The sequence below is a fragment of the Pseudoxanthomonas sp. P4_B2 genome (assembly GCF_056402315.1).
Window position 1 is genome coordinate 155,149 of record NZ_JBFUHQ010000004.1, and the last position, 13,501, is coordinate 168,649.

The 13,501-nt window shown below is 60.5% G+C and carries 11 protein-coding genes; 3 read left to right on the top strand and 8 right to left on the bottom strand.

All coding sequences use genetic code 11. From position 1 onward, the window contains the following. The first annotated feature begins 126 nt into the window (after positions 1-126). Genes AC1DTQ_RS11895 through AC1DTQ_RS11905 form a run of 3 tightly spaced genes read left to right on the top strand, consistent with a single transcriptional unit; the run spans position 127 to position 3,087 of the window. The gene (locus AC1DTQ_RS11895; RefSeq protein ID WP_477849847.1) at positions 127-981 is read left to right on the top strand and encodes a glycosyltransferase family 2 protein; all 855 of its coding nucleotides are present in this window, start codon (positions 127-129) and stop codon (positions 979-981) included. A gap of 7 nt (positions 982-988) precedes the next feature. Next, complete coding sequence (locus tag AC1DTQ_RS11900) at positions 989-1,891, top strand: glycosyltransferase family 2 protein (RefSeq protein WP_477849848.1); 903 nt, start codon at positions 989-991, stop codon at positions 1,889-1,891. Continuing rightward, positions 1,888-3,087 carry a glycosyltransferase gene (locus tag AC1DTQ_RS11905; RefSeq protein WP_477849849.1) on the top strand — a complete coding sequence of 400 codons (1,200 nt, stop codon included), beginning with the start codon at positions 1,888-1,890 and terminating at the stop codon, positions 3,085-3,087. Before AC1DTQ_RS11900 ends, AC1DTQ_RS11905 begins: the two co-directional genes overlap by 4 nt. 24 nt (positions 3,088-3,111) lie before the next feature. On the opposite strand, the gene AC1DTQ_RS11910 is transcribed toward AC1DTQ_RS11905, so the two are convergent. The 8 genes from AC1DTQ_RS11910 to AC1DTQ_RS11945 form a co-directional block, all read right to left on the bottom strand. Continuing rightward, entirely contained in the window at positions 3,112-4,116 is a 1,005-nt protein-coding gene (locus AC1DTQ_RS11910) for a glycosyltransferase (RefSeq protein WP_477849850.1), read from the bottom strand. 62 nt (positions 4,117-4,178) lie between these two features. Beyond that, positions 4,179-5,696 carry a lipopolysaccharide biosynthesis protein gene (locus tag AC1DTQ_RS11915; protein WP_477849851.1) on the bottom strand — a complete coding sequence of 506 codons (1,518 nt, stop codon included), beginning with the start codon at positions 5,694-5,696 and terminating at the stop codon, positions 4,179-4,181. Then, the gene (locus AC1DTQ_RS11920) at positions 5,641-6,318 is read right to left on the bottom strand and encodes an acetyltransferase (protein ID WP_477849852.1); all 678 of its coding nucleotides are present in this window, start codon (positions 6,316-6,318) and stop codon (positions 5,641-5,643) included. Before AC1DTQ_RS11920 ends, AC1DTQ_RS11915 begins: the two co-directional genes overlap by 56 nt. A gap of 1 nt (position 6,319) precedes the next feature. Next, positions 6,320-7,486 carry a DegT/DnrJ/EryC1/StrS family aminotransferase gene (locus AC1DTQ_RS11925; RefSeq protein ID WP_477849853.1) on the bottom strand — a complete coding sequence of 389 codons (1,167 nt, stop codon included), beginning with the start codon at positions 7,484-7,486 and terminating at the stop codon, positions 6,320-6,322. Positions 7,487-7,561: 75 nt separating this feature from the next. Then, positions 7,562-9,496 carry a hypothetical protein gene (locus tag AC1DTQ_RS11930; RefSeq protein ID WP_477849854.1) on the bottom strand — a complete coding sequence of 645 codons (1,935 nt, stop codon included), beginning with the start codon at positions 9,494-9,496 and terminating at the stop codon, positions 7,562-7,564. A gap of 97 nt (positions 9,497-9,593) precedes the next feature. Then, complete coding sequence (locus AC1DTQ_RS11935) at positions 9,594-9,968, bottom strand: pilin (RefSeq protein WP_477849855.1); 375 nt, start codon at positions 9,966-9,968, stop codon at positions 9,594-9,596. A 331-nt stretch (positions 9,969-10,299) separates the two neighbouring features. Continuing rightward, entirely contained in the window at positions 10,300-11,697 is a 1,398-nt protein-coding gene (locus tag AC1DTQ_RS11940) for a sigma-54-dependent transcriptional regulator (RefSeq protein WP_477849856.1), read from the bottom strand. Positions 11,698-11,863: 166 nt separating this feature from the next. Further along, the gene (locus AC1DTQ_RS11945; protein ID WP_477849858.1) at positions 11,864-13,480 is read right to left on the bottom strand and encodes a sensor histidine kinase; all 1,617 of its coding nucleotides are present in this window, start codon (positions 13,478-13,480) and stop codon (positions 11,864-11,866) included. Positions 13,481-13,501: the final 21 nt, after the last annotated feature.

Sequence of the window (13,501 nt, forward strand, 5' to 3'; positions counted from 1 at the left end):
TCGTCTTCTGGCTGTTGCCAACATTGGATGTACATGCATTCGTTCCAGGGCCGGCGGACTGCCGGGTGAATCCGTGGCCGGTTAGCGGCTACCATGTCCCCTCACAGGGTGCTCCGGGGAAAAGCATTGTCCAGTCTCAGCATTGTCCTGCCTGCCAAGAACGAGGCCGAGGGACTGCGCCGCACCTTGCCTGCCTTGCGCCGGCAAGTGCCCGATGCCCAGATCATCGTCGTGGACGATGGTTCCACCGATGAAACCGCCGCCGTTGCCGCGGAGCATGGCGCCACGGTGCTGGTTGCGCCTTACTCGATGGGTAACGGTGCGGCGATCAAGCGCGGCGCGCGCGCGGCCTCGGGCGAGGTAATCGTGTTCATGGACGCCGATGGCCAGCACGATCCCGCCTGCATTCCGAAGTTGCTGGCGCGACTGGAGCAGGGCTACGACATGGTGGTCGGTGCGCGCAACTGGTCGGGCCAGGCGGGCGTGAGCCGCGGTGCCGCGAACGCCTTCTACAACTGGCTGGCCACGCGCATGACCGGTTCGCAGGTCAAGGATCTGACTTCGGGGTTCCGCGCGGTGCGCGCCGACAAGTTCCGCGAGTTCCTGCATTTGCTGCCCAATGGATTCTCCTACCCCACCACCAGCACCATGGCCTTCTTCCGCAGCGCCTATGGGGTGGCTTACGAACCCATTCCCGTAGCAAAGCGCATCGGCAATAGCCATCTCCGTCCTCTGCGCGACGGTGTGCGATTCCTTTTGATCATCTTCAAGATCGCCACGCTGTATTCGCCGTTGAAGTTGTTCGCACCAATCAGCGGTGCGTTCTTTGGGCTGGGGCTAGCCTATTACGTGTTCACGTTCATTACTCAGCATCGTTTCACCAACATGAGCGCGCTGCTGCTGAGCGCTGCCGTGATTATCTTCCTTATCGGATTGATCTCAGAGCAGATCACGGCGTTGAACTACCGCCGGGACACCTGAGCCCAGTGTGGAAGGTGTTTCCGTGCGGATGACTTCGCCCCGGCCGCTGTCGACGAAGGACGTGTGCGCGATCGTTGTTTCCTTCAATCCTGACACCAAGTTTTCAGAGCGTCTCGAGCTTTTGCTGGAGCAATTTCCCGAAGTCTTCGTGATCGACAATGCCTCGTCGACTCCGATCGGACGTTTCCTGGCTGCGCTCTCCGATCGCAACTTGTCCCTCGTCAGCAATTCTGCAAATTTTGGAATCGGTACGGCACTGAATATCGGCGTCGATCGCGCGATTGAGGCTGGATACACGTGGGCGGTGAGTTTTGACCAGGATAGCGTGGCATCACCGACGCTTCTGCCGACACTGGTCGAAGCGGCGGAGGTTGCCGGAGGCGGTAAAGTTCTCATCGGTGCGAATTACGAAGATGTCCATCGGGCTCGCCCCAAGCACAGGGTCAGGTCGCCGCAGGCGGCTTCAGCCGTTTCGCCGATGACGACGCTCATCACTTCAGGGATGCTTTTTCCGCTCGATTTCACCAAGGAAATCGGTGGATTTCGTGAGGATTATTTCATTGATTCGGTCGATCATGAGTTCTGCTTGAGGGCGAAGAATCATGGAGCGCGCGTGTTTATCACCGATGCGCAGCTCATGCAGCACAGTATCGGCGGAAAAGGGGGCTTCCTCAGGCTGGGCCGTGCATTGTCATCACATCACTCGCCAATGAGAAAATACTTCATCGTTAGAAATGCAGTGACCACGATAGCTGAGCAAGGGCTTCGCCATCCGGCGTGGGCGGCCAGGCAGTCTTTTCGCCTGTTTGCGGAGATTGTGGGGACCGTCATCTTCGAGCGCGACAAGAAGGCGAAGTTGCAGGCTTTCGTTAGGGGTTTCAGAGATGCCTTCGCGAAGAGGGCACCATGAAGCAGCCTCCGCATCCAACAGACGGGAGGAAGCCCGCGCTGAAGATTATCGGCGTTCACACCGCGTCGGAAGGATACCCGAATACCAAGTACCGACTTCCCGCGTTGGCCGATCGATTCGACGCGACAGAGCGTGTCTTTCCACTCCTTCCGGAGAGCGATGGCGGCGTCAAGTTCGCGAAGTCACTGTTCAAGGCGCTGGCGAGATTCAGTTACGTACATGCGAGGGTCTTGTTCCATTTGTTCTCTTTCCCTCCCGCTCCCAGGGTCTATGTGACATATCCTGCAGTTCCAATCCTGTGGGCATACTCCTTGTTCCCACGCCCGTGGCGGCCCCGGCGCATCGTGGCCGATGCGTTCATTTCCCTGTACGACACCGTGGTCAACGATCGCAGGCTGGTGCGCGCAGACTCCCTTTTTTCCCGCCTTCTGCTAAGCATCGAGAAGCGGGCTTATGCTGTAGCCGACTGCGTTGTAGTTGACACGAGCAGCAATGCGGAATTCTATTCGAGGCTATTTTCGCTTCCGCTGGCGAAGTTTGTTTCGGCTCCGCTCGCGACTAACGAAATCGACTATCAGTTCGTTCCATACGAGCCTGGAGCCCGGGTTTGCCACGTGCTTTTCATTGGCACCCTCGTTCCGTTGCATGGATTGGAGGCGATCCTTGGAGCAGTAAAACTACTCAAAGGACACCCGGAAATTCGATTCACGATTATCGGTGATGGGCAGGAAGCGCCGAAGATCGAAGCTGCAATGGCAGGGGGGCTGAACAATCTCGCTTGGACGCGCGCATGGATGAGTTCTACTGAGCTCGCCAGCGCGATTGCAGGTGCCGATATCTGCTTGGGGGTCTTCGGTGGTGGCGACAAGGCGCAGCGCGTCTGCCCCTACAAGATCTATAGCTATGCGTCTGTTGGACGAGCGGTCGTCACTGGGTGGACGGAATGGCTGCGGGCGGCAACGGCGGATTTCGGACAGGCCCCTTTCTCCGGTGTCAGACCCATGGATTCAGACGCGCTCGCTGCCGAGCTGGTCAGCCTTGCCGCTGATCCGGGCAGAAGGGCGGCGATGGCGCGGAGATCGCGCCTGTTCTATGAAGAATTCCTTCAGAATTCAAAGGGAGATGCCGTGGTGGAGGATTGCTTGATGGCACGTGCGCCAGCGGGGCAACACATTGGAGATAGGGCGCCGACCTGAGAGAATGTTGGCTGCACGTGACATTCAACGGCGGTGGAGCGCTCGACTTCCTTTGCGCCGAAAGAGTCGATCATGCAACGCCAGTGCGGTCGCGCGAGTGGCGGAACCAAAGGCAAGTAGTGTCGTCCTGACGATTCCGTAGGGGGATGCGGCATAGATCTTTGGGGCCCAGAGACGCAGCAGGTCCCAGCGTCTTTGCCTGATCGCGCGCGAGGCGACGCGCCTCAGAAAATCAGCCAAGCCTGCAGCGAGGTCAGCCTTCCCAACGAGCCCGGCTGGGACGTCCATAATCGCTTCCCAATAGAGCCTGCGCACGAGTTCGTTCGAAGTCGTGGTCATTGAACCGGTAGCGTTCACCCTATACGCGGCCAGCCGGTCCCCGAGTTGTACCAGCAAGCCGGCTCGCGCCAACCGGAGGTGGGCACGATAGTCGATGAACACCTCGTCCAATTCCAGCAGCAGAGGCTTCAACTTCGCCCTGAAAACCATCGAGCTCAAATTGAGAAAGTTGCCCCGGCGTAGCGCGGCTGCAATGTCGAAAGTGGCCGTCCCGATATCGTTGAAGAAGCCGGTCATTCGGCCCGCATCGTCGACTGTTATTGCGCCGGTGTAGACCGCGGCGCATTCGGGATGTGCTGCAAGGTATTCGACCTGGATCGCGAGTTTTCCCGGCAACCAATAGTCGTCGCCGTCGAGGTGGGCGAGGTATTCGCCTCTGCTTGCCGCTATCAATCGCTGCCAGTTCGCCAGCAAGCCCACGTTTCTGTCGGCGGTGATGATCTTGATCAGACCAGGATGAGACTGCTGGTACCGTAGCGCGATTTCGCGGGTCGAATCGGTAGAGCAATCCTCACCGATGAGAACCTCCATCGGAAAGTTCACTTGTTGGGCCAGTACGCCCTCGATCGCATTCGCGAGGTACGCAGCATGGTTGTAGGCCAGGATGAGGACGCTGAGCACCGGACGCTGCTCCATGGCCTGCTCGTCGCAGATAGAAAACTGACGTGGAGTGGAGGTTGAGATACTCATCGCGCGATCGATTCACGGCATCCCGGGCTGATATGTGAAGCGCGTGGTCTGGAGTGTCGGGGTCATGATGAACGTAGTGCCCGGATCATGGAGAGTACGCCAGAGAGAGCGGAATTTCGCGTCAATGCGGCCAGCGAAAGATAGGTTATCGCGGCCAGGAGGATGGCTAGGAACATGGTCCCTGAGCCAGGCGCTGTCCAATGAAGTACGGCCCAACCAGGAATCGCCGCCGCCCCTGCGAGTAGGAAAGTCGGGATCTGGTCGGAGATCTGCGCGAGAACGCCATATCCAAGCAACTTGCGGCAGTAGTGGGTGTTCACGGCCAACGCGAATAGGCTGCTGGCGAATACGGACCACGCGATCGCCATGATTCCCCATCGCGCCGACACCAGGAGCAGCAAGATAGCCGCCACCTGCTTGAATAGTTCTAGGCGAAGCAACAGGTTCGATTTTCCTTGGGCGCCGATGACCGAGATGTTGAGGACGTGCATGGGCCACATTGCCGCGGCGAGCGCGAGGACACTGAGTATCGGAGCGGAGGGCGCCCACCGTGCTCCATAAACCAGGTCGATGAGTGGTGCGGCAGTTAGCGCAACACCTATCATGCAAGGGAAGAACAGGAACATGCTCATGCGCATGGCGTTGCGCATGGCCGACTGGAGTTTAGCCCGATCCTGCGCAATGGTTGAGAAAATAGGCAACCCTATGCGGTTGAGGAGGCTGCCTACCAGCGAGGTTGGAGCCTGCTGGGTGTTCTGGGCCAAGGTGTAGTAGCCCAGGTCGCGTGGATCGAAGAGCTTGCCGATCAGCAGGGACTGCATACGTACCGCGATGGTATTGAGCAATCCGGACGCCAGCATGTAGCCGCCGAAGCCGAAAAGGTTGCGGAAAGATTCGGACGAGTACCGTCCGCGTGGCCTCCAACCCGAGAATCCCCATAGCAAGAGCGCGCGGACGAAGACTCCGGTGATGGAATGCCAAGCAAGACTCCAGACGCCAAAGCCTCGCCACGCCAATAAGATCGCGATTGCACCAGACACGACCGAGGCGACAGCTTCGGCTCGCGCACGCGCTTTGAAATCCAGGTTCATGGCGAGCAATGCATCGGGAACGGCCGCCAGCGCACCGAGGGGCAGGACGATCGCCATCAGCCGGGTCAGGTCCAGTAGTCGTTCCTGTTCGAAGAAGCGCGCGATGACGGGCGCAAGCATGAACAACGCGGCTGCGCCCAGAATCCCCGCACCGACGTTGAACAGGAAGACCGTGGTTTCGTCATCGCGACTGACTCGCTGACGCTGGATAAGCGCGGTGCCGAAGCCGCCATCCACAAGCAACATGCCCAAGCTGGTGAAGATCAGGAGTATTGCGGCCAAGCCGAAGTCTTCAGGCGACAGCATTCTTGCAAGTACGACCATGACGACGAACTGCGCGCCGTAGCGCGCCGCAATCTCGACCGTGCTCCATAACGCGGCGCTGGCTGCACGAATCTTGGACTCTGTCATCTGTGCGCGTCTTGAGTCTGGATCAGCGCTTCTTGACCGCCGGTACACCGGCGACCATGACGCCTGCAGGTACGTCATCGGTCACGCATGCGCCGGCAGCGATAATCGCACCATCGCCAATGACCAGGGGTTTTCCGCTGCGCCCATTGATGATGCTGGCCCCGATACCGATGAAGACACCACTGCCCAACTGAACATGGCCAGCCACATGGACGCCGGGCGAAAGGGTGGTGAAGTCGCCGATGACGGCGTCATGGCTGATCGTGCAGCCTACGTTGACCTGGACGTGGTTACCGATGTGGATGTTCGTTGTCAGCACGGTGCCGGCACACACGATCGTCCCTTGTCCCAAGAGCACCGAATCCGACATTTCCACGCGAGGATGGACGATGGTTGCCGCAGGCAGCAGCGTACGTTCAAAGAGAGTTACGATCCTGCGCCTGTGCGCGGGATCGCCGATGGCCACCACGTAGCGCGTGGCCTCTGATCGACCTATGTCATCGAACAAGGCGACGCGGATTCCGTTCACATCTGTTGACAGAAACTCGGGCTTGTCCACCACGAATTGGACTTGCACGCGCTTCCCCCACGCCTGCGACGCAAGCCAAGCGACTTCGCGACCGGAACCGCCCGCACCGAAAATCAGCAGGTTTTCGAATTCCTGTGCCGTGTCGGGGTATGGCTGGGACGGCATTTTCATGTCACTCGATCGGGAACTGCGCCATGACCGAGGCAATCAGCTGGATATGGGCAGGGTTAACCGAATCGCCATTCGGAAGGACGACCACCCGTTGCGCGACTGCTTCTGTATTGGCCAGTGTGAAGTGGGCGTGCGGGTACAACTCATTGTAAGGCTTCATCTTGTGGCATCCTGGCCAGAAATACTTTCGCGCCAGGACGTTCTCTGCCTGCAGCGCAGCGATGATCGCGTCGCGTCGCGTCGAGGCGCCTTGAACCTCCGCCACCACATAGTGATGGCTGTTGAGCTCGCCGGAGCCGTAATCGATGATGCTGATGCCCGGCAGGGCCGACAGCGCTTCACGATAGGCGGAGTGATTGCGCTTGTTGGTGGCGATCATGTCGTCGAGCGTATCCAGGTTGGCAAGACCCATAGCAGCGCACACCTCGACCATTTTTCCATTGGTTCCGGGATGGATCACGTTGTCATACCCCTTGAACCCGAAATTACGCATCAGCTTCATGGCCTCGGCGAGTTCGTCGTCGTCTGTGACGACGGCGCCGCCTTCCATTGTGTTGAAGACTTTTGTTGCGTGAAAGCTCAAGACTTCACATGCGCCGAACCGCCCGATGGTCTGTCGCTTAAACGTACTTCCGAAGGCATGCGCAGCGTCGAACATGAGTTTCAACCCGTGCTCGTCCGCGATCGATTGTAGTTCCTCGATCGGTGCGGCACGACCCCAAAGGTGAACACCGATGATGCCGCTGGTGCGCGGCGTGATCATTCTCCGAACGGCGTCCGGATCCAGGTTATGGGTTTTTGAATCTATGTCGGCGAAGACCGGCGTAATTCCCTGCCAATAAAGCGAATGGGCGGTGGCAATGAACGTCCATGAGGGAACAATGACTTCGCCCTCCAGCCCCAAGGCCCGGATTGCGATCTCCAAGGCGATCGTCCCATTGCACATGGCAACGCAATGCTTGACCCCCAGCCGCTCAGCAACCCGCTGCTCGAATTCCTGAACCATCGGTCCGTTATTGGTGAGCCAATGGCTATCCAGGATTCGTTCGGTGAGACGCAGGAATGCTTCCCGGTTACCGATATTGGGTCGTCCAACGTGCAGGGGCTCGGAAAGCGCTTGAGGAGCCCCGTTGATGGCCAAGTCTGAAGGCGTTCTGATCTTCTTCATACCAATTCCAGCGGTCATTGCGTAAGGTCGTGCGTACCAGCGTTCTTCGGAGGAGGTTCAGCCTGCCGTCGCTCGTTAGCTCTTGGGCGGTAGCGTTGCGCTGGCGGAATCGATCTGTTTGCGTATCCAGCCAATCGCCCCTTGCTCCTCGGCATTGGAGGCATCAGCGCGTGATTCGACATCGTGCAAGGTTTGTTCCGCGCCTTGAATGTCGTTCATATGCAACTGCGCGAGTACCAGTGGCAGTGAGACTGGTGGGTCGGAGTTCGGTTGCCATGCCAGCTTTGCCTGCGTCAGGGCGGCCGGCCATTGCTGCGCACGCACCAAGAAGCTGGCGGACTGATAGCGAAGGCGAATCTTTATAACGTTGTTGTCCGGATAGGCGCGAGCTCGGTCTGCAAGGCGGGCCAGTGCCTCGCCTATCATCGGATCTGTAACTTCGCCGCAGCCTTGCTCCGCAGTGACGAAGTAGATGAGGTTGAAGGGCTGCGCTTCGGCCAGTGTCAGCGGCAAGGGCGACTGGTCCACGAAGGCTTGGAGATCCTCCGGGCGTCCCTTGTGGTCGAATTGGCATTCGAGCAGGAGCCGGAAGGACCGCCCCAATGAACGATGGCGCGCCGTGGGTGAGGTGATCAGGCGCTCGACGGCCTCGTTGGCGTTTTCCCGGTCGCCGTCGCGGATAGAGGAAGACATGACAGCGGTGTTCGCGCGAAGGGAGTGGGGATGTGCAAGCAGGCTGGATTCAGCGATCAGTCGTTCGCTGCGCCACACCTCGGCGCGGCCATGTGTGCCGAACGCCAGGACGGCGCACATGCCCACCGTGAGTACCACTCCGATGCGGCCGGGCCGCATGCCTACACCTGCCAGTGCCCCACCAATCGCCAGCGCAAGCGTCACCAACGCCACCAGGATTCCCACTGAGGGGAGATAGTTGCGGTGCTCGAAATACAACTCAAGTGGAATAGGGCCGGCCTCAAGCGCATGCGCTGCCAGGAAAAAGAACCAACCGAAGAACAGCCCTGGCAAAGCTTTGCGCCAATGCCAGGCGGAAATGGTTATGGCCAACAGCACCAGCAGGGATATCAGGGTGGTGCTTGGAGCCAGCAAGCCCGTGGATACAATGAAGTCATCGGTATACACCCCCATGCGAGGTGGGTTGGGCACTACCAGTTTCCAGATGTAATCGCAGAGCGCGCGCGGTTGGCTGAGCATGCGCTCAGCAAAAGTGAAGTCGCGGGCCGAGTAACCAGCGAGGATGCGCTGAGGTCTCAGGAGAAAGAGAGCCGCTGCCGCCAGCATTGGCAGTCCAACGTATAAGAAATGAAAGGCGTATACCGGTCTTGGGCGCCGCGTACCGCTGAAATACGCCAGTTCGGTCACTGCGCACAAGAGTGGTAGCAAAAGTCCGTTTTCTTTCGAAAGGAAAGCCAGGACCGTCATCACCGGTATGCCGAGGAGCAGGCCGGTACTCGCCGCTACCGACGGGCCGTTTTCAAGCTTTTGGCGCAGCGCCACATAGAGCGTCAACCCCAACAGGATGAAGAGCGTGGAAAGTTGGGCCATGCGCTGCACCACGTACAGCACGGTACTTGCGTGCAATGGATGCAGCAGCCACAGCGAGGCGACGATGGCGGCGTATAGCGATGCGCGTGGCTGCAGTAGCGGGTCACGGCGCAGCAGCAGGCGAAGGAAGGCAAAGATTGCAAGGCCGCATAGCAGGTGCGTAATCAGGTTGCCGAGTTTTAGCGGAAACGGCGAGTAGCCGCCGATCCAGGCGTTGAGTGCGAAGCTGGCCATGGACACAGGGCGGCCGAAAGTTCCCGCGCCCCGTTCGAACAAAAGCGAGTGAAGGCCTAGTTTGCCGTCCAGCCACTCCGGAATGGACCGCAAGTTGGGTTCGTCGTCCAGCAGAAACGGACCGTGCAGACCTGTCCAATACATCAGCACTGTGACGACGCTAGCCAGCGCCAGCACTAACCAGACAAGCTTTGCTTGCGGTGCGATATTCAAAGCGGGTATCCCCAATTCTGACCGTGGCAGTAAAGCATAAAAAAAACCCCGGCCTAAGCCGGGGTCTTCTAAGAACTGTGTTGCTGCTAGCCGAAGCTTACAGGGTGCAAGGCTTCGGGATATTGTTGACGCTGATGTTGGCACCGGCGGTCGCGCGGCAAGCCCACTCGATGCGGCCGTTCGTGGTGTTCGGGGTCAGGGTCACTTGGTAGGCCTGGTAGGTACCCAGCAGGACGCCGTTGCCGGAGCAAGCGTTGGTCTTTGTGATGCCGGTGCACACGTTGGATTCACCCGCGCCCATATTCTCACCGACCTTGATCTTCTCGCCGGCAACCGAACCGATGGCGTTGGTGACCTTGGCCTTGATGGTGTAGTCGCGGTAAGCCGGCAGCGCGATGGCGGCCAGGATGGCGATGATGGCGACAACGATCATCAGTTCGATGAGGGTGAAGCCCTGCATGTTCTTCTTCATGGATAAATCCCCTTGGTAGGTTTGGCTTGATTGGTATGGGACACAAGCCCCGTGTCCCATAAAACTGGTATGGACCGTGGGCGCCGTGGTGAAACGTGCCACGTGCTTGGGGAATGTCGCAGGAAACGTGCCAAACCGAGGTTCTGACCGCTGGCACATCCAAAAAGAGCCGCCGGTTCCGTTCTCCCCCGGAACAAGCTTCCAATACCCTGACGAAGTGACTCTCTGCGTCAGTTAGTGACCCAAAGGGTCGGTTTTGCTGGCCGGTAACAGGCCATTCTCGACGGCGGTCACATTCTTCGATGCGATCCGCCGGCTTATTCAAACAAGGTTATTCCATCCCCAGCTTCTTCAACTTGTAGCGCAGCGCCCGGAAGGTGATGCCCAACTGTGCAGCCGCCTTGGTCTTGTTCCAACGATTGTCTTCCAGCGCCTTCTGGATCGCGGCCCGCTCCAACTGCTCTATATAAGAGGGCAGCGCGCCTGCGCCCGGATCGATGCCGGCCAGCGGCGCCTCGTCGGCCAGGGCAGGCACTTCGACCGGCGCGCCGCGACCGCCATGACCGTTGCCCTGCGGCAGATGCAGGTCGGCGGCATCGATCTGGTCGCCATCGGCCATGGCCATAGCGCGTTCCAGGATGTTCTCCAGTTCACGCACATTGCCGGGAAAGCCATAACCCGCCAAGGCGTCGATGGCGCCTGCGGTCGGCTGCGGGGCGCTGCGGCCATGGGTGCCGGCCAGCCGGGCCAGGATGGCGGCGGTCAGTTGCGGCAGGTCACCGGTCCGCTCGCGCAGGGGCGGCACGCGCAGCTCGATCACATTAATGCGGTAATAAAGGTCGTGGCGGAAGCGGCCATCGTTAGCCAAGTCGCCCAGATCCTTGTGGGTGGCCGAGAGGATGCGCACATCAACCGGCACTTCAGTGGAGGCACCGACCGGACGCACCGACTTTTCCTGGATCGCGCGCAACAGTTTCACCTGCATGGGCAAGGGCAACTCTGCGACCTCATCGAGGAACAGGGTGCCGCCGTTGGCCGCCTGGAACAGGCCGGGTTTGTCGGCATGGGCGCCGGTGAAGCTGCCTTTCTTGTGGCCGAAGAACTCGCTTTCCATCAGCTCGGCTGGGATGGCGCCGCAATTGACCGGCACGAACGGGCCTGCGGCGCGCGCGCCCTGCTCGTGAATGGTGCGGGCAACTAGCTCCTTGCCCACACCCGATTCGCCCAGGATGTAGACCGGTGCCTGGCTGCGGGCCACCTTGGCGATGGTGTCGCGGAGCACGCCCATCGGCGCTGAATTGCCGAGCAGGCGGCTGGCCTGTTCCGGCGGTGGAGGCGGCGCGGGCGCGCGTTCGGTATTGTTGAGTTCCAGCGCGTGCTTGACCAGGCCGCGCAGCACGCTGATATCCACAGGCTTGCTGACGAAATCGAAGGCGCCGGCCTTGAGCGCCTCTACCGCCAGCTCGACGTTGCCGAAGGCGGTGATCATGGCCACCGGCGTGCGTGGATATAAGCGGCTGATATCGCCGACCAGCTCGATGCCGTTGCCGTCGGGCAAGTTCATATCGGTGAAGCAGAGGTCGTAGGTATTGCGGGACAGGTGCTCGCGCGCCTCGCCCAGGTTGGCGGCGGTGTCGATGCGCAGGCCCATGCGGCCCAGAGTCAGAGTCAACAGTTCGCGGATGTCGCGCTCGTCATCGACGATCAGGGCGCTGCGGTTTTCGCTCATTCGTATCCCTCACGATTCCCTGTGTGAGAAGTGTAACTGTTAACGCCCATGGGTAGGAGCGCCCCACGGGCGCGAGCTTTTTTGCTTGAACACATCGCCAGAAATGCTCCCATCTGATCCGTTCGTACCACAAATGAGCTCGCGCCCATGGGGCACTCCTACCGGTTCATGCCGGTAGCAGCGAATGCGGGCCAGGCAGGGTGACGCGGAAGCAGCTGCCGCCGCCGGGCACCGCCACGAATTCCAGCGAGGCCTGGTTGGCGCGGCACAGCTCGCGGGCGATGTATAGGCCCAGCCCAGTGCCATGCTCGGAGGTGGTGAAGAACGGGCGGAACAACTGCGCAGCCACGGCTTCCGGGATACCCGGGCCGCGATCCAGCACATCGATCATCGGCCGGTTGTCCGCCTGGAACACCCGCAGCCGTACCCGGGCAGGCTCGCCCGGCAGGCGGCCGTAGTTCAGCGCGTTGTGCACCAGCACGGTCAGGATCTGCTGCAGGTGCCGTTGGTCGACCAGGGCCGGGACGGCGCGCGCACCGATCACCGTTTCCAGACTATCGGTCTCGATCGACATGTTCTGTTGGTATTCGTCGACGAAACGGCGCACGTAGCCGTTGAGGTCTACATGCTCGGGACTGGCGCGTTCGCGGCGGGCCAGGCCCAGCACGCTTTCCACGATGCCGTTGGTGCGTTGGCATTGCTGATGGATGATCTGCAGCAGGCGGCGGTCGCCGTCGATGATGCTTTTGGATTCCTCCAGCAGCTGGACCGCGTAGTTGATCGCCGCCAGCGGATTGCGGATTTCGTGGGCCAGGCTGGCCGAGAACCGTCCCAGGGCGCTGAGGGTCAGGGACTCGGCACGCCGCGAAACCACACTGGCATCGTCCAAGAACACCAGCGACAGCTCGCTGCCGGCCAGCAGGCGCGCGAAGCGCGGCTGCACTTCGGGCTGGTCGGGTGAGAGCTGCAGCGGGGTCTCGTCGTTTTGCCAGCCGTTGCGCCATTGCTGCAGGCGGCGGGCCAGTTCCGGGGCGACCGCTGGCAGGTGGATCCCATGACTGTCGTTCTCGCCTTCGCTACCGTCGCCCAGCAATAGCGAAGCGGCTTCGTTGGCCAGTTTGATGCGGTTGTCGGCGTCCACCACCAGCACGCCGGTACGCATGCGACGGATGATCAGCTCGTTGACTTCGAACAGGTTGGCCACTTCCACGCCGCGCTGGTCGGCCAGGGCCTGACTGGCACGCGCGCGCTGCCCGGCCTGGCTGGCTAGCAGCCCTACGGCTAGGTAGGTGACCGAAAACATGATGATCTCGGCCACCGGTCGGTCAGTCGGCGTAGAACTCAGAGTCTCGACCACGAATTCGACGCCCATCGCCAGGGTCGCGACCACGGCCACGGCCAGCCCAAGCTTGCGCGGCAACAGCAGGCACGCCGCAGCCACATTGAACAGCAGAAGCATGGCGATACCGGCGGTCGCGTCGGGTACCGCATAAGTAGCCAGCGAGGCCACGACGATGTCCACTACCACGCCGGTCAACACCAGCGGCACCAACCACTGTTCCCGGCGGCCCAGGAACAGCATGAGCATGGCAAACACCAGGTAGCCGATAGTGACCACGGTGCCCAGCAGGGGGTCTCGCTGCTCGCCGAGCATGCCGGACAACGGGCTAAACAGCAGCCCGGCCAAAATGCCGGCCTCCAGCACGCGATAGAGGGCGAAGTAGTACAGGTCGCGCCCGGGGGCGGATTCGAAGCGGGCGATGATCGAAGGGCGCTGCGTCAAGCGGGGGATTCCCGACGGCGA

What these genes read in the sequence shown, in the direction of transcription:
- AC1DTQ_RS11905 (WP_477849849.1), top strand. Translation starts at nt 1,888, where the DNA reads ATGAAGCAGCCTCCGCATCCAACAGACGGGAGGAAGCCCGCGCTGAAG.
- AC1DTQ_RS11910 (WP_477849850.1), bottom strand. Translation starts at nt 4,116, where the DNA reads ATGAGTATCTCAACCTCCACTCCACGTCAGTTTTCTATCTGCGACGAG.
- AC1DTQ_RS11915 (WP_477849851.1), bottom strand. Translation starts at nt 5,696, where the DNA reads ATGACGTACCTGCAGGCGTCATGGTCGCCGGTGTACCGGCGGTCAAGA.
- AC1DTQ_RS11920 (WP_477849852.1), bottom strand. Translation starts at nt 6,318, where the DNA reads ATGAAAATGCCGTCCCAGCCATACCCCGACACGGCACAGGAATTCGAA.
- AC1DTQ_RS11925 (WP_477849853.1), bottom strand. Translation starts at nt 7,486, where the DNA reads ATGAAGAAGATCAGAACGCCTTCAGACTTGGCCATCAACGGGGCTCCT.
- AC1DTQ_RS11935 (WP_477849855.1), bottom strand. Translation starts at nt 9,968, where the DNA reads ATGAAGAAGAACATGCAGGGCTTCACCCTCATCGAACTGATGATCGTT.
- AC1DTQ_RS11940 (WP_477849856.1), bottom strand. Translation starts at nt 11,697, where the DNA reads ATGAGCGAAAACCGCAGCGCCCTGATCGTCGATGACGAGCGCGACATC.